This is a genomic window from Nonomuraea polychroma, from assembly GCF_004011505.1.
In the GTDB taxonomy this organism is placed as follows: domain Bacteria; phylum Actinomycetota; class Actinomycetes; order Streptosporangiales; family Streptosporangiaceae; genus Nonomuraea; species Nonomuraea polychroma.
In genome coordinates this window covers 10965978-10982054 of sequence record NZ_SAUN01000001.1, presented here as the reverse complement: position 1 = coordinate 10982054, position 16077 = coordinate 10965978, and the positions used below count along the sequence as shown (strand labels likewise).

Here is a 16077-nt window from a genome sequence, read left to right as displayed (position 1 = left end):
GCGATTCCCCATGGGGCGATCCTGACAGGCTGGAAGGGACTATCCGGCCTTACTGCTGCTGTTGCTGTTGCTGCTGTTGCTGCTGTTGCTGCTGTTGCTGCTGTTGCTGCTGTTGCTGCTGTTGTTGCTGCTGTTGCTGCTGTTGCTGCTGTTGTTGCTGCTGCTGTTGCTGTTGCTGCTGCTGTTGCTGGCGCCGAAGGTTGTGGTCCCACGGCTGTGGATGGTTCAGGTTTTTGCACCGAGTCGGATTCGAGTGGAACTTGCACGGATGTGCAGCGGACTCTGCGACCTGAGTCACCGGAGTGGCAACGGCGGGTTGCACCGACATCGTCGCTGGGGCGACGAGGGCAGCGGCCACCAAGGCACCGCCCGCAAGGGCTTCCTTGAACATGGAGATACTCCGTACCGCGATGAGATGTGCCCCGCGATCAGACTGACCGGGGCGAGAGTCGAACCGGTGTCCCGGGACGCCGATCGAGATGTCGACCGTGAGATTCCCGCTGGGTCTCTGCGGAACTGCGGTCGTTCAGTCGGGATGCACCCTTGGCAACGACCCAACAGGTTTCCCTCAACAGGCCACGCTAATAACGACAATCCCCTGAGGTCGCCCATTGCGCGGCAAAGCCTGGCGTTTCATGGTTTTCACCTGCGACCCGTTTGTTTGCCTGCCGGTGAACTCGGACGCCAGGGCCGCGGCCGAGGCGGCAACACCGGCTCCGGCAGGCCCGTGCCTCCATGGGGCTCCCCGCGAACGCGAAACCGCCCCTCACCTGCGATGTTTCCGCAGGTAAGAGGCGGTCTGATGTGGTGGAGGTGGCGGGAATCGAACCCGCGTCCTTCAACCCCAAGTCAGGGCTTCTCCGGGCGCAGCCTGCTGTGCTTTTCTCGGCCCCGGCGATCACGCAGGCGAGTCGCCGACGGGCCCAGCCACTGTTTGGTTTCCCGATCTCCCCCGTGGCCGGGTCGATCGGTTGAGCCTTCTAACGATGCCAGACACCGGGCCGAAGGCACTCCCGGGCTGACAGTGGTTTCGCTACTTAGGCAGCGAGGCCCAGGGAGTCCTGGGCTACCACAGTGCGCTTGGAATTGGCACTTGTTGTTTGCGGTCACAGGATTAACGAGGTTATGTCCGCAGTCCTCGGCCCGCTTCACCTGGCTTGCAAGATCGAAGTCGAAGCCAGTCACCCCCTGTGCAGTTGTCAACACGCCCTCCGCCGGAAGGCGAGCAACAAGAATGTACATGGGAGAACACCCTCAACGCCAACTTAATTCCCCATGGCGAAACCCCCGGGAGCGTGGCACAGCAGCTCGCGCTCCCGGGGGCCGACCGGCAGGGTCGAGCCGGTCCGGACGGCAGGACTTCCCCCGAGATGAAGTCCTGATCTCATCACGGCGGCTGGATCCGCAACCCCCCGAGCGGGTCCAGCCACTCAGTAAGACGCCATCGCGACCCCGGATGGTTGCTCAGCGTCGCGACAATTTCACGATGGGTTCTGAAGGCCCGCGAAGAAGCCGCCCGCGACCGCCGACGCGTTGTAGTTTTTCGACAACACCGCGATGGCGACGTCGCCCTGCCAGCCGACGAACCACGTCATCTGGTCCCCGGCCGTCGCCGTCACGCCGTAGACCTTGGCCTTGCCTGCCTGCGCGGGCGTGCCGAAGGCACCGGCCCGCATCATCGGCCTCAGCGCCGTCAGCACCCGCGGATCGACGGGTACGGGGGCGGGTTGCGCGCTCGGCACGGTCTCGGCCGCGGGGTCGGGCGACTTCGGGTCGGTGACGAGCACGGGCGGGCGCCAGGTGCCCGAGGACACCGCGGCGGCCACCAGCGCCATCCCCAGCGGGCTCACCTCGACGTTCTGGCCCGCGATGGCCTTGGCCTTGTCGGCGTCGCTGGACAACTCAGGGAACGAGCCGCTGAACGACTTCAGGGGCAGCCGCCACGACTGGCCCACGCCGAACGCCTCGGCGCTCTTTTCCAGGTCCTCGGCCTTGACCCGGCGGGCGAGCGAGGCCAGGGCGGTGACGCAGCCCTTGGCGAAGTTTTCCTGGAACGTTGCCGACGACGTGCTGCCGGCAGCCTGGCCGGCGGCCACGAACTTGGCGCCACCGACCGTGCGCTCCTGCGGGCAGTCCAGCCGCTGCTTGGGGCTCACACGGTTCTTCACCAGCGCGTCCGCGGCCACGACCGAGAACGCCGTGCCCGCCGGGTATTTGCCGGCCAGGGCGTCCTTCTCCTGGTGCATGCTGCCCTTGGTGGCGACCGCGCGGATCTCGCCGGTCTTGCTGTCCACGGCCACCAACGCGCTCGTCTCGCTGTCGGCCACCGCCTGCTCGGCCGCCGCCTGGATGCCCCGGTCGATGGTGGTCTTCACCGACACGTTCTGCCGACCCGGCCACTCCTTCAGCTGGGTGACCTCTTTGCCGGTCTTGAGGTCGAGGGTGATCACCCTGGTCTGCGTGGAGCCGGTCAGGTAGCTCTGGTAAGCCTGCTGCAGCCCGCTCTTGCCCACCGAGTCGCCGGCCCGCTGCGGGCCGCCGAGCTTCTGCTCGTACTCCGGGGTGAGCGTGCTGACCGTGCCGACGATCTGCCGCGGCGCGTCGGGGTTGACGGGCTGTTCCTGCGGCTTGGTCTCGATCCCCGAGATGGCGTCGAGCTTGGACTTCATCGACTGGTAGCGGGTGCGTCCGAACGTGACCAGCGGCACGAACTTGTCCGGCGGCGAGGAGCGGATGCGGCTCAGCAGCCGGTCCTGGGCGTATCCGGTGATCTCGGACAACCTCGCGACGACCTCTTCCGCCTGGTCGCCCAGGTTGGCCGGATAGACCCCGGCGCTGTAGACGACGGTGTTGGTCTGCAGCGACTCGCCGGTCCGGTCGACCACCGGCTGGCGCGGCTTGGGATCGATGTCGACCGCGAAGCGCTGCCCCTCCTTCAGCTCCGGATGGAGCACCGAGGGTGACCAGCGCACCTTCCACGCGCCGTCGACCAGGTGGAGCGGCAACTTGCCGTCGTACTGCCAGAGCGGGTTGTTCTCGCCCAGGTCGACCTCGGCGTGGAAGGCGGCCGTGGACTCGTCGCCGTTCACGGTCATGCTCTTGATCTTGAAGCGGAACGAGGCCGCGTCGAGTTCGAGCTTGGCGTCGGACAGTGCCTTGCGTACGGTCACCTGGTCGCCGTCGGTGCGTCCCGCGGCCAGGTCGTAATCCTCCGTCTGCCAGCCCACGAGGAAGTCACGCACCGCGTCGTGCGGCGAAGGCTCCTCGAAGCAGCCGGTCAGCATGGTGCACGCGACCGCCAGGGTGACGGTCGCGGAGAGCGTGCGGCGCAGGCGTCTCATGCCGATCTCATCGGTTGCGGTGCCGCAGGGCCCGGGCCATCTCCCGTTTCGCCTGCTGCTCCGCCAGCGACTGCCGCTTGTCCCAGTCCTTCTTGCCGCGGGCGAGGCCGATCTCGACCTTGGCGCGGCCGTCCTTGAAGTAGAGCGCCAGCGGCACGATCGTGAGCCCGCCCTCCTTGGTCTTGGCGGCGAGCTTTTCGATCTCCTTGCGGTGCAGCAGCAGCTTGCGCTTGCGGCGGGCGGCGTGGTTGGTCCACGTGCCCTGCGTGTATTCGGGAATGTGCACGTTGAGCAGCCACGCTTCGTTGCCGTCGATGCTGGCGTAGCCGTCGACGAGCGAGGCGCGGCCCTCGCGGAGCGACTTCACCTCGGTGCCCTGCAGCACGAGACCCGCCTCGAAGGTGTCTTCGACGTGGTAGTCGTGCCGAGCACGCTTGTTCTGGGCGATGACCTTCCGCCCGGTCTCACGTGGCATGCTTCGACTTTACCGGCGATCCCTCGCACCTCGGGTACGTCGCGCGCGGGCTAGACCCGGAGGTAACGGCGGAGCGTCACGAACGAGGCCAGGATACAGATCAGCACGCCGATGATCATCGTGTACGTGATCGTCTCGGCCACGGTGTCCCAGCCCAGCTGCGCGGTCGGACCGGTGAAGAACTTGCCGAGCTCCTCGAACAGCAGGACCTTCGTCACGATCAGGATGACCGCCGCGAAGACCCCGCCGATGAGGCCCGCGATCACGCCTTCCATGACGAACGGCAGCTGAATGTACAGGTTGGACGCGCCGACCAGCCGCATGATGCCCGTCTCCCGGCGCCGGTTGAACGCCGAGAGCCGGACCGTGTTGCCGATCAGCAGGGCCGCCGCCAGCACCAGGATGATCGCGACGCCGAGCGCGTAATAGGCGAGCTTGTCGAGCATCTGGAAAAAGGGCCCGATCAGCTCCTTGTGGTCGACCACGTTCGCGACGCCCGGCTGGCCCTGGACCGCCTGGATCACGGACTGGTAGTTGTCCGGGTCGGCCACCTTGACGCGGAACGACTGCGGCATGTCCTCGACCTGGACGGCCTTCACGAAAGGCTCGTTGGACGAGTACGCGTCCTTGAAGTTCTTGTACGCCGTCGGCTGGTCCTCGAAGGTCACATCCGCGACGCCTGCCGTGGCCTTGATGTGGTCATGGAGCGCCTTGGTCTGCGCCTGCGTGATCGCCTTGCCGTCACACGACGGCATGGCGGTCCCCTTGGTGCACAGGAAGACCGAGATCTCGACCTGGTTGCCCCAGTAGCCCTTCATCAAGCCGACTTGGGCGTTGATCATCAAGCCGACGCCCAGCATCGCCATTCCGACCGCCACGGTGATGATGACCGCGATCGTCATGGTCAGGTTGCGACGGAGGCCGATCCAGACCTCGGAGAAGATGAAATTCGCCCGCATGTTCTGTCTGCAGCTCCCTGTCAGTACGCCTGGCCGTAAACGCCACGCGACTGGTCACGGACGATCTTGCCGTCCTCCAGCTCCACCACACGCTTGCGCATGGAGTCGACGATGGCCGCGTCGTGCGTGGCCATGACGACCGTGGTGCCAGTCCTGTTGATGCGGTCGAGCACCTTCATGATGCCGATGCTCGTCGCGGGGTCGATGTTGCCCGTGGGCTCGTCGGCCAGCAGGATCATCGGCCGGTTGACGAACGCGCGGGCCATGGCGACGCGCTGCTGCTCGCCGCCGGACAGCTCGTCGGGCATGCGGTGGGCCTTGCCTTCCAGGCCGACCAGCTCGATGACCTCCGGCACCACCTTACGGATGAACCGCCGGGGCTTGCCGATGACCTCCAGGGCGAACGCCACGTTCTCATAGACGTTCTTGTTCGGGAGCAGCCTGAAGTCCTGGAACACGCAGCCGATGCGGCGGCGCAGGTGCGGCACCTTGAAGTTGGAGAGTCGGGACAGGTCCTTCCCCGCGACGTGGATCGCGCCCGAGTTCGGGCGCTCCTCCTTAAGGATCAGACGCAGGAACGTGGACTTGCCTGACCCCGAGGGGCCGACGAGGAACACGAACTCGCCCTTGTCCACGTCAACGGATACGTGGTCGAGAGCGGGCCGGTTCTGGTTCGCGTAGACCTTGGTGACATTATCGAAATGGATCACGAGAGCATCACGGCATGCCAGTCTAGGGGTCAGGACGGAAGCGAGGGTGGCACATGCCCACTTCCCGCCGCTGGCCGATCGGGGGCATCGTCTTTACTGATGATCGACGTTCCGATTGGCCAGAGCTCAGTCTAGGGGGAAGACTGGCATGGAACGTCCATAACGGAAACAAAACGATTGTGCGGCTAGACTTGGGGCTGTCATGAGTTGTGAACACCTCGTATGCGCGCAGTGCGCCCACCCCGTGATCGAGGGACGCTGCGCCCTCTGCCGCGCCAACAGAGAGCGGATGCACAACCACGGCTTCGCCGGGCTGTCACCCGCCCTCATCGTCCTGCTGCTGATCGTCCTGCTCTTCGCGAGCCTGGCGCTCAAGCACCTCAGCGGGCTCTAGACCCCGCGAAACCCTTAGGATTCCGCCCCTGACTCCTGCCGCCGCATCCAGCGGATCTCGGACTCGATGAACTGATCGAGGTCGCCGTCGAGCACCGCCGACGGGTTGCCGGCCTCCGTGCCGGTGCGCAGGTCCTTGACGATTTGGTAGGGGTGCAGCACGTAGTTGCGGATCTGCGTGCCCCACGACGTGGTGGTCGCACCACGCAGCTCCGACATCTTCTCCGCTTCCTCCTGCCGCTTGCGCTCCAGCAGCTTGGCCTGGAGCACGTTCATGGCAGTGGCCCGGTTTTGCAGCTGCGAACGCTCGTTCTGGCAGGAGACGACGATGCCGGTCGGCAGGTGGGTGATCCGCACGGCCGAGTCGGTCGTGTTGACGCCCTGGCCGCCGGGGCCGCTCGACCGGTAGACGTCGATGCGGAGCTCGTCCTCGTTGATGTCGATGTGGTCGGTCTGTTCGACGACCGGCACGATGTCCACTCCGGCGAACGACGTCTGCCTGCGCCCCTGGTTGTCGAACGGGCTGATGCGGACCAGGCGGTGGGTGCCGTGCTCGCCGCGCAGCGTGCCATATGCGTAGGGGGCCTTGATCGTGAACGTGGCCGACTTGATGCCGGCCTCCTCCGCGTAGGAGGTGTCGTAGACCTCCGTGGAGTAGCCCTTGCGCTCGGCCCACCGCAGATACATCCGCAGCAGCATCTCGGCCCAGTCGGCGGCGTCGACGCCGCCGGCCTGCGAGTTGATCGTGACCAGCGCCTCGCGGGCGTCGTATTCACCCGAGAGCAGCGTGCGCACCTCGAGCGCGCCGATGTCGGACTTGAGGGACTCGAGCTCCTTGTCGGCCTCGACCCGCGTGTCGTCGTCACCCTCCTCGGCCGCCAACTCGTAGAGGACCGTCAGGTCGTCGAGACGGCGCGCGACGCCCTCGACGCGGTTGAGCTCGCCCTGGAGGTGGGAGAGCTTGCTCGTGACCTTCTGGGCCTGCTCGGGGTCGTCCCAGAGGTCGGGCGCGGCAACCTGCTGCTCCAGCTCAGCGATCTGCTTACGCATCGCGTCGAGGTCGAGCACGTCCTGGATGCTGCGGACCGTGCCCGCGAGCTCGTTGATCTCTTCTGCCGGATCGATGCCTGCCACGTTTCCCTAGGGTACGCGCCTCGCGGGAGAACTCAGTCCTCCAACCCAGGACGCGCCCAAGGCTTCGTCTCGTCGCCCACCCGAATACGATGGCGACGTGCGTGCATACGGGCGGCGGAAGGTGCTGGCGCTCGCCGCCGGCGTGCTGGCCGCGGCGACCGCCTGCACGGGCAATGCCCCGCCGACGCCCACGAAGCAGGCCGCGGCCGCCTCCGCGACGCCCACTCCGTCCGCCGACGCGGTCGCGGTCACCCGGGCCGAGGCGGCCAAGGAGTTCCGCGAGATCATGGTCACCGACGACGCGCTGCGGGTGAAGAGCGACCTGGAGGGCCGCCTGGACTGGGCGGCGAGGGACCTCACGACCGGCGGGCAGGCGTTGCTGACCGTGGCCGCATACCTGTCGACCGACTACGCCCCGCCCCGCTACAGGTGGGGTCAGCCGACGCTCTTCGTGCCCAGGTTCGCCGCGGGCGAGAAGGCGCCCTGGTTCACCGCGCTGGCGACGCGCGACGGGCAGCCGACGCTGCTGACGTTCGCCAAGTCGGATCGCTGGCGGCTCAGCTCCGTGGCACGGCTCCTGCCGGGGCAGGAGCTGCCGGAGATCGAGGTGGACGCCGATGGCTACGCCACGGCGCTGGCCCCGGACGACAAGACCGTCACGATCAGCCCGCAGTTCATGCAGCCCGTGCACGCCAGCGTGGCCGAGACCGGGACGGCCGGGGTCACGGCGGGGCTCCTGGCGGCGGGGCCCTACACGACGGACGTGGCCGAGCAGATCGCCTCGCTCCGGGAGAAGGCGAAGAGCAGCGGGTTCAGCTACGACTCGATCTTCAGCGCCGACAACTTCCCCGTGTACGCGCTGCGCACCGCGGACGGCGGGGCGCTGATCCAATACTCGCTGTCGCGGACGACGACCACGACCACCAAGACGGCCGAGGACGACTACATCCCGGTGCCGGAGTCGGCCCGGTGGGCGATCAGCACGCCGGTGCTGCGCCGCACGCTGCGCCTGGTCGAAACCCATCAATATGCCACCGCGGCGCCGCCGCTGTCCCGCCCGTCCGCCGCCGCCGTGATCGCTCACGATGGCGCTCTTACTAAGGCTTCTGGGCAATAAGACACCCGTTCTTTACGGTAAGCCACCTTGCCCGCACGTGCCGTAACTCCTTGCCCTCTGTCATGGCCGGTCGTGAAGGCAATAAGATCCCCATTTTTTACGGCAAGCCACCTTCCCCGCACGCGCCGTAACTCCTTGCCCTCTGTCATGGCCGGTCGTGAAGGCTCACGGGTTGCTCGCCGTGACGAGCGTCATCTTTACCTGCTTCTTCGGTGACATCTGGGCCTGCTAAGCAACTGTGGTTGACTAATTGGCGATTAGTCAACTACGGTTGCTTGTATGCCGGCAGATGAGATCCCCGAACCGAAGGAACCCGCGGACGCGCTCGCGGCCGTGGTGGCGTTGCGGCGCCTGGCCGATCAACTGGAGGACGCCGCCGTCGAGCAGGCCATGCGCGCGGGCTGGAGCTGGCCCGACGTCGCCGAGGCGCTCGGCGTCACCCGCCAGGCGGTTCACAAGAAGCACTCCAAGCGGCTCATCGCGGCCGGCGTCACGTTGAGGAGACGACAATGAGCGCCATCGACCACTACATCCAAGCGATCATCTTGCAAGGTGGGGCGGAGGCGCTGGAGGACGGCTCCGCGACCACCGAGGCACACCATCTCCTGCTGGCCATGGCCGCTCACGAGGGCACCGCCGCGCACCGCGTCCTGGTGGCGGCCGGGCTGGGGCGGCAGGCGATCAGGGAGGCGCTGGACCGGGAGTTCGAGCACAGCCTGAACGCCGTCGGCGTGTCGCTCGCCTCCTACGACCTCCCGAAGCCGAGCCGCGACCCCAAGCCGCCCAAGATCAGCGCCTCGGCCAGGCTCGCGCTCGAACGCGGCTTCGCCGCCGCCACCGGCAAGAAGGACCTGCGTCCCGCGCATCTGCTGCTCGGCGTCCTCGACACCGAGATCGGCACCGTGCCGCGCGCGCTCGCCCTGGCCGGCGCCGACCGGGTGGGACTGATGGCACGCGCCAGGGAGACGCTCCCCCACGAGAGCTGGTGAATCCGGGGGCCCGAGCGCCCCCTATCCCTATCTGTTGTCCGCGGCCCTTGCCTCCTCCCGCGCGTAGCCGGTGCGGGACGGCCGGTTCGGGTCGTGATGTGTCATGCCCTCGCGACAGGTGCCGCCGGCATGCGTCCCGTCGCGGACTTGTTCGATCACAGAGAGAGGCCAATTCATGACGATGAGCGACACAGTCGTGCTCGACGTCGACGGGCTGCGCATGCGCTACGGCTCGGTCGACGTCCTGCACGATGTCACGTTCCAGATCCGCCACGGCGAGGTGCTGGCCCTGTTAGGGCCCAACGGGGCGGGCAAGACCACCACGATCGAGATCCTGGAAGGCTTCCGCGCCCGCTCGGCCGGCCGGGTCCAGGTGCTCGGCGCCGATCCCGCACACGGCGACGAGCGGTGGCGGGCCCGGCTCGGGGTCGTGCTGCAGTCCTGGCGCGACCACGGCAACTGGCGGGTCCGCGAGTTCCTGGACCACCTCGGCGGCTACTACGCCGGCTACGCCACTGCCGGGATTCCGCGGCCATGGGACACCGGCGAGCTGATCAGAACGGTCGGCCTGGAAGGTCAGGCGGGCAAGAAGATCAAGACGCTGTCGGGCGGCCAGCGGCGCAGGCTCGACGTGGCGGTCGGCATCGTGGGCCGGCCCGAGCTGCTGTTCCTCGACGAGCCGACCGCGTCGTTCGACCCGCAGGCCAGGAGCGACTTCCACGGCCTCGTAGGCGAGCTGGTGGCCGCTCAGGAGACCACTGTGCTGCTCACCACCCACGACCTGCACGAGGCAGAGAAGCTGGCCGACCGCATCGTCGTGCTGAGCGGCGGCCGGATCGTCGCCGACGGCACGGCCGGGGAACTGGCGCGGCGGATCGCCGGCGAGGACGAGGTGCGCTGGCTGCTCAACGGGCAGCGGTTCGTCCAGAAGACGGCGGACTCCACCCGGTTCGCCCAGGAGCTGTTCGCCCGGTACGGCGACGACGTGCAGGAGCTCGAGATCCACCGAGCCTCCCTGGAGCAGACATACCTCGCCCTGGTCCGCCAGGCGGAATCGACCCCGGAGGCGACCCGATGAACCCCGCCACGACAGCACTGCGCGCGGGCTGGTCCCGCGGCCTGATCGAGCTGCGCCACTCATTCACCAACGGGCCGGAGCTGTTCTCGCACTTCCTGTGGCCCGGGCTGATGGTGGTCGCCATGTTCTTCCTCCGGGACCTGTCGTTCGGCTCCAGCGGGCTCCTGCTGGGCACGCTTGCCCTGCCGAGCATCCTCGGCATGAACGCCGCGGCCGGCATGATCAGCATGAGCCAGCAGCTCACCGCGGACCGCGAGGACGGCACCCTGCTGCGGGCCAAGGCGACTCCGCACGGCATGCCCGCTTACCTCATCGGGAAGGTGATCTCGGTCGCCGGCGGGCTGCTGGCCGACCTCGTGATCTTCCTCGTGCCCGGCCTGCTCCTCGTGGAGGGTCTGGCGATCGGGCCGGGCTCCTGGCCGACCCTGGCCTGGGTGCTGGCGCTGGGCCTGGTGGCGACCCTGCCCATCGGCGCGGTCCTCGGCTCGGCGTTCGCCAGCGCCCGCGCCCAGGGGCTGCTGCAGCTGCCGTTCCTCGCCGTGATCGGAATCTCCGGCATCTTCTACCCGATCACCTCGCTGCCCGAGTGGCTGCAGTGGATCGCCCAGGTCTTCCCGATCTACTGGATGGGGCTCGGCATGCGCTCGGCCCTGCTGCCTGACTCGGCGGCGGCCATCGAGATCGGCGAGTCGTGGCGGCACCTGGAGACCGCCGGCGTTCTTGGCGTCTGGGCGGTGCTCGGGCTGCTCGTGGCGCCGGTGGTGTTGCGGAGGATGGCACGCGGGGAGTCAGGGTCAAACGTGGCCGCCCGCCGCGAGCGCGCACTGCGGCGGGTTGGATGACACCGTGACCATTGGCCAGGCCGATGTTCGTGTTCCTGTTCGGCTACGCGCTGGGGCAACTGGCACGCCGTCATCAGGCCCCCGGCGGACCTCATGCGCCGCGCCGGCCACCGTGGACCGGCGGAGATGCAGCTGCGGCGGCTGACGTACCGCCGCAGCTGAGCTCAGGCCTCCGTGTGCGGGAGGTTGCTGGCGGCCACCAGCGTGCGGATGGCACGCAGCGCGACCGAGAGCGTGGCCAGGTCGAAGTTGTCGCTCTCCCAGATCTCCGACAGCGTCTGCCTGGCCCGGGAGACGGCCGCCGAGTTGCCCTCGGACCACCGCGCCAGCCGCTCCTCCGGCGGCAGCCCCGGCTTGCTGTGGGCCAGCACGTCCCTGGTCAGCGAGGCATGCGCGGCGTAAAGGTCGTCGCGCAGGGCCGAGCGGGCCATGGAGTTCCACCGGTTGTCCCTGGGCAGGGCGATGATCCGCTCCCTGAGGCGGGCCAGCTGGAGGCGGTCGGCCAGGTCGAAGTAGACCTCCCCCACCTCGTTGACCGGCCGTCCCGTCAGCGAGGCGACCTCCACCAGGTCCAGCGTGGAGTACGCGGGCACCATGCCGGCCACCCGCTCGGCCAGCTCCAGCGGCACGCCCCGGGCCACGAACGAGTCCCGGCGATCCTCGTACGCGGCCAGGTCGGGCCCGGTGAGCATCTTCGGGATGTGGGCGACGAGCCCGTTGACGCCCTTCATGAAGAAGCTGACGGACGCGGACAGGTCCAGCGGCGGGCGCCGGTTGATCAGCAGCCAGCGGGCGCCGCGCTCGACGAGCTTGCGGGCCTCCAGCAACATGGCGATCTGGACATCGGTGCTGACCTTGTTGTCCAGCGACTCCACGGCCCGGTAGAACGACGGCAGGTCGAAGACCTCCCGCGCCACCAGCCAGGCCCGCGCGATGTCGGGCGTCGAGGCGCCGGTCTCCTCGCCGAAGCGGTGCATGAACGTGGTGCCCATGCTGTTGACCAGGTCGTTCACCACGCAGGTGGTGATGATCTCCCGCCGCAGCGGGTGCGCGTCCATGTACGTGCGGAAGCGCTCCCGCAGATCCGACGGGAAGTACGACACCAGCCACGACTCCAGGTACGGCTCGTCGGGCAGGTCGGAGCCGAGCAGCTCGGCGTCGGCCACCAGCTTGGTGTAGGCCAGCAGGACGGAGAACTCCGGCGCGGTCAGCCCGAGCCTGGCCTGGCGGCGCTCGGCCAGCGTCTTGTCCGACGGCAGGAACTCCAGCTCCCGGTTGACCAGCCCTTCACGCTCCAGCCGCCGCAGGTAGCGGGCGTGGATGTGGAGCATCTCGACGGCCTGGGCACGGGCCGCGGCGAGGACCACGTTCTGTGCGTAGTTGTCCCGCAGCACCAGCGCGGCGACCTCGTCGGTCATCGCGGTGAAGACCTGGTTGCGCTGCTTGTCGGTCAGCTCGCCGTCGCGGACCACCTGGTCGAGCAGGATCTTGATGTTCACCTCGTGGTCGGAGGTGTCCACCCCGGCCGAGTTGTCGATGAAGTCCGTGTTGACGAGCCCGCCGTTCAGCGCGAACTCGATCCGGGCGAGCTGGGTGAAGCCCAGGTTGCCGCCCTCGCCGACCACCTTGCAGCGCAGGTCGGCGGCGTTGACCCGGAGCGCGTCGTTGGCCTTGTCGCCGACGTCGGCGTGGGACTCGGAGGTCGCCTTCACGTACGTGCCGATGCCGCCGTTCCACAGCAGGTCCACCGGGGCCCGCAGGATGGCGCTGATCAGGTCGTTCGGCGCCATCGAGCTCACCCGGGCGGGGAGGCCGAGCGCCTCGCGCATTTGCGGCGTGATCTGGATGGACTTGGCGGTACGCGGGAAGACGCCGCCGCCCGCCGAGATCATCTTGGTGTCGTAGTCCTCCCACGAGCTGCGCGGCAGCTCGAACAGGCGCTGACGCTCGGCGTAGGAGCGGGCGGCGTCCGGGGTCGGGTCCACGAAGATGTGCCGGTGGTCGAACGCGGCCACCAGCCGGATGTGCTGGGACAGCAGCATGCCGTTGCCGAACACGTCACCCGACATGTCGCCGATGCCGACCACCGTGAAGTCGGTGGTCTGCGTGTTCACGCCCATGGTGCGGAAGTGGTATTTGACCGACTCCCACGCGCCGCGGGCGGTGATGCCCATGGCCTTGTGGTCGTAGCCGATGGACCCGCCGGAGGCGAACGCGTCGCCCAGCCAGAACCCGTAGTCCTTGGCCACGCCGTTGGCGATGTCGGAGAAGGTGGCGGTGCCCTTGTCGGCGGCCACGACCAGGTAGGGGTCGTCGCCGTCGTGCCTGACCACGTCCGGCGGCGGCACGATCTGGCCGTCCACGAGGTTGTCGGTGACGTCCAGCAGGCCAGAGATGAAGGTCCGGTAGCAGGCCACTCCCTCGGCGAGCAGCTCCTCGCGCGTGCCACCCACAGGCGGACGTTTTACGACAAATCCACCTTTGGACCCAGTCGGAACAATGACGGTGTTCTTCACCATCTGAGCCTTAACCAGGCCCAATATCTCCGTCCGGAAGTCCTCCATCCGATCGGACCACCGGAGCCCGCCGCGCGCCACCTTTCCGAATCGCAGATGCACGCCCTCGACCCGTGGCGAGTAAACGAATATCTCGAACTTCGGCCGCGGCAACGGAAGCACGCTGATGGCCTGCGGATCGAACTTGAGTGAAATGTACGGTTTACGCGTCCCGTTAACCGTTTGGAAGTAATTCGTCCTCAGTGTCGCCTGAATCATCTCCAGGTAAGCACGCAGGATGCGGTCCTCGTCCAGCGAGGCCACCTCGTCCAGCGCTCCGAGGACCTCCTCCTGCAGCGCGTCCAGGAGCTCGTCGCGTACGTTGTCGCTCCGCCGCGGATCCAGCTTGGCCTCGAACAGGCTCACCAGCAGCCGCGCCAGCCGCACGTTCCCGTTCAGCACCCGCTCGATGTAGGTCTGCGAGAACGTGCTCCCGGCCTGGCGCAGGTATTTGGCGTAGACCCGCAGGATCTCCACCTGCTCCCAGGTCAGCCCGGCGCGCAGGATGAGCGCGTTGAAGTTGTCGGCCTGCACGCGCCCCTTCCACAGCGCGGTGAGCCCGTCCTGGAAGAACCGCTTGAAGTCGTCCCTGTCCACCTCGTCGGAGGGCGTGTAGCGCAGCCCGAAGTCGTAGATCCAGGCGTTCTTGGTCCTGGGATCGTTGTCCCTGTCGATCTCGTAGGGCCGCTCGTCGACGACCTCGACGCCGAGCCGCTGGATCAGGGGGAGCGCGTGGGACAACGAGATCGGCGAGCCGACCTTGTAGATCTTGAGTCGCCGCTCCCCCTCGGTCGCGTCGTACGGCTCGTAGAGGTTGATCCCGACCTGCTCGTCGTCTCCGGCGGCGATGAGCTCCTCCAGGCGGCGCAGGTCCACGACGGCCACCTTGGGCGGGAAGTCCGCCTTGTAGCCCTCGGGGAACGCGGACGCGTACCGCCTCATGAGCGCCGGCGCCTCGTCCTCGGAGGTCATCTCGCCCAGCGCGGCGGCCAGGTCGTCCTCCCAGGAGCGGGTGATCGCGGCCAGCCTGGCCTCCAGCTCCTCCACGTCCACGCTCGGCGGCGGCAGCTGCTTGCCGCGCTCGCCCCGCACCACCACGTGCAGCCGGGCCAGCACCGATTCGCCGATCATCGCGCTGTAGTCGAGCGACTTGCCGCCCAGGGCCTTGAGCAGCACCTCCTGCATCTTCAGCCGGACCTTGGTGGTGTAGCGGTCGCGCGGCAGGTAGATCAGGCAGGAGATGTAGCGTCCGTAGTCGTCGCGCCGCAGGAACAGCTTGACCTGCTTGCGCTCGCGCAGGCGCAGCACGCCCAGCGCGATCGGCAGCAACTGCTCGACGGAGGTCTGGAACAGCTCGTCCCGCGGGAACGTCTCGAGGATCTCGATCAGGTCCTTGCCGTCGTGGCTGTCGGGCTGCAGCCCGGCCGCGTCGAGCACGTCGGCCAGCTTGCGCCGGAGCACCGGGATCCTGGAGATCGACTCGTTGTAGGCCACGTGCGTGAACAGGCCGAGGAAGCGCCGTTCCCCGATCACCTCGCCCTCGGGCGAGAACGTCTTGACCCCGATGTAGTCGAGGTAGGCCGGCCGGTGCACGGTGGCACGGGAGTTGGCCTTGGTGGTGATCATCAGGTGCTTCTCGCGTGCCTTGGCCCGCACCTCGGGCGGCAACACGGAGAAGCTGGCCGAGCCGGGCCGGTCGTCACGCAGGATGCCCAGCGCCGCCCCCGGCAGCGAGCGCAGCGCCTCCCCCTGGTCGGTGTTCTCCAGCCGGTACTCCCGGTAGCCGAGGAAGGTGAAGTGCCCGTCGGCGAGCCAGCGCAGCAGGTCGATGCTGTCCTCGACCTCCGCGGGCTCCAGCGGCGGCGGGTTCATGCTCAGGTCTTCGGCGGTCTGCACGGCCAGCGCCCGCATCTTCCTGAAGTCCTCGACCGCGTGGCGCACGTCGGACAGCACCCGCTGGAGGTCGGACTCCAGCGCCTTGAGCACGTCGGGATCGGACTGCCGGTCGATCTCGACGTGTATCCACGACTCGACCAGCATCTGGCCGGTGACGTCCTCCTCGCCACGGCCCAGCATGCGGCCCGTCATGTCGCGGCGGACCCGCATCTGCGGGTGGACAAGCAGGTGGATTCCCAGGTCGTGCCTGTCGAGCTCCATCGTCACCGAGTCGACCAGGAACGGCATGTCGTCGGTGACCACTTCGACCACCGAGTGCCCCGGGTCCCAGCCGTTCTCCTCCAACGTGGGCGTGTAGGCCCGGACCACCGCCCGGCCCTGCGGGCGGACCTCGGCCAGTTGCCGCTGCGACATGGCGGGGCCGTACACGTCGACCGGATTGCGCTCGAGCAGGTCCTCAGGCGCCACATGGCGGTAGTAGAACCGGAGGAAGGCCAGAGCCTCCTCTGCGGTCACGTGTTCACTGCTCGCCGCGCAACTCTCGGCGGCTCGCTGGAGCAGCTCGTCCTTGGCCTCATCGAGGGGCAT

General features: G+C 67.8%; 13 protein-coding genes and 1 other RNA gene. 6 read left to right on the top strand and 8 right to left on the bottom strand.

Annotated elements, in window-relative coordinates:
• Positions 1-49: 49 nt before the first annotated feature.
• The 6 genes from EDD27_RS51305 to ftsE all read right to left on the bottom strand — a co-directional run bounded on the left by EDD27_RS51305 (position 50) and on the right by ftsE (position 5485).
• Positions 50-391, bottom strand: coding sequence for a hypothetical protein (locus EDD27_RS51305; RefSeq protein WP_127939952.1), 342 nt, complete (start codon positions 389-391; stop codon positions 50-52).
• Between the two features lie 414 nt (positions 392-805).
• Positions 806-1189, bottom strand: a transfer-messenger RNA (tmRNA) gene (gene ssrA / locus EDD27_RS51300).
• Positions 1190-1481: 292 nt separating this feature from the next.
• Positions 1482-3341 (bottom strand): penicillin-binding transpeptidase domain-containing protein, encoded by a 1860-nt coding sequence (locus tag EDD27_RS51295; RefSeq protein ID WP_127939951.1) that lies wholly within the window; start codon positions 3339-3341, stop codon positions 1482-1484.
• A gap of 7 nt (positions 3342-3348) precedes the next feature.
• A complete protein-coding gene (smpB, locus tag EDD27_RS51290) occupies positions 3349-3816 on the bottom strand; it encodes an SsrA-binding protein SmpB (protein WP_127939950.1) in 468 nt (155 codons plus the stop codon).
• Between the two features lie 50 nt (positions 3817-3866).
• Positions 3867-4775 carry a permease-like cell division protein FtsX gene (ftsX, locus tag EDD27_RS51285; RefSeq protein ID WP_127939949.1) on the bottom strand — a complete coding sequence of 303 codons (909 nt, stop codon included), beginning with the start codon at positions 4773-4775 and terminating at the stop codon, positions 3867-3869.
• 20 nt (positions 4776-4795) lie between these two features.
• A complete protein-coding gene (gene ftsE / locus EDD27_RS51280; protein ID WP_127939948.1) occupies positions 4796-5485 on the bottom strand; it encodes a cell division ATP-binding protein FtsE in 690 nt (229 codons plus the stop codon).
• A 202-nt stretch (positions 5486-5687) separates the two neighbouring features.
• On the opposite strand from ftsE, the gene EDD27_RS51275 reads away from it, so the two are divergent.
• A complete protein-coding gene (locus EDD27_RS51275; RefSeq protein ID WP_127939947.1) occupies positions 5688-5879 on the top strand; it encodes a hypothetical protein in 192 nt (63 codons plus the stop codon).
• Between the two features lie 14 nt (positions 5880-5893).
• Here the strand turns inward: EDD27_RS51275 and prfB are convergent, their stop codons facing one another.
• Complete coding sequence (gene prfB / locus EDD27_RS51270) at positions 5894-7012, bottom strand: peptide chain release factor 2 (protein ID WP_127939946.1); 1119 nt, start codon at positions 7010-7012, stop codon at positions 5894-5896.
• Positions 7013-7109: 97 nt separating this feature from the next.
• On the opposite strand from prfB, the gene EDD27_RS51265 reads away from it, so the two are divergent.
• The 5 genes from EDD27_RS51265 to EDD27_RS51245 all read left to right on the top strand — a co-directional run bounded on the left by EDD27_RS51265 (position 7110) and on the right by EDD27_RS51245 (position 11038).
• Positions 7110-8129 (top strand): DUF8094 domain-containing protein, encoded by a 1020-nt coding sequence (locus EDD27_RS51265; protein ID WP_127939945.1) that lies wholly within the window; start codon positions 7110-7112, stop codon positions 8127-8129.
• A 279-nt stretch (positions 8130-8408) separates the two neighbouring features.
• Entirely contained in the window at positions 8409-8642 is a 234-nt protein-coding gene (locus EDD27_RS51260; RefSeq protein WP_127939944.1) for a hypothetical protein, read from the top strand.
• A complete protein-coding gene (locus tag EDD27_RS51255; protein ID WP_127939943.1) occupies positions 8639-9118 on the top strand; it encodes a Clp protease N-terminal domain-containing protein in 480 nt (159 codons plus the stop codon). The genes EDD27_RS51260 and EDD27_RS51255 overlap by 4 nt, the downstream gene beginning before the upstream one ends.
• Positions 9119-9299: 181 nt before the next feature.
• Complete coding sequence (locus tag EDD27_RS51250) at positions 9300-10196, top strand: ABC transporter ATP-binding protein (RefSeq protein WP_241564704.1); 897 nt, start codon at positions 9300-9302, stop codon at positions 10194-10196.
• A complete protein-coding gene (locus tag EDD27_RS51245) occupies positions 10193-11038 on the top strand; it encodes an ABC transporter permease (protein ID WP_127939941.1) in 846 nt (281 codons plus the stop codon). The genes EDD27_RS51250 and EDD27_RS51245 overlap by 4 nt, the downstream gene beginning before the upstream one ends.
• A 164-nt stretch (positions 11039-11202) precedes the next feature.
• Here the strand turns inward: EDD27_RS51245 and EDD27_RS51240 are convergent, their stop codons facing one another.
• Positions 11203-16077 (bottom strand): NAD-glutamate dehydrogenase, encoded by a 4875-nt coding sequence (locus tag EDD27_RS51240; RefSeq protein ID WP_127939940.1) that lies wholly within the window; start codon positions 16075-16077, stop codon positions 11203-11205.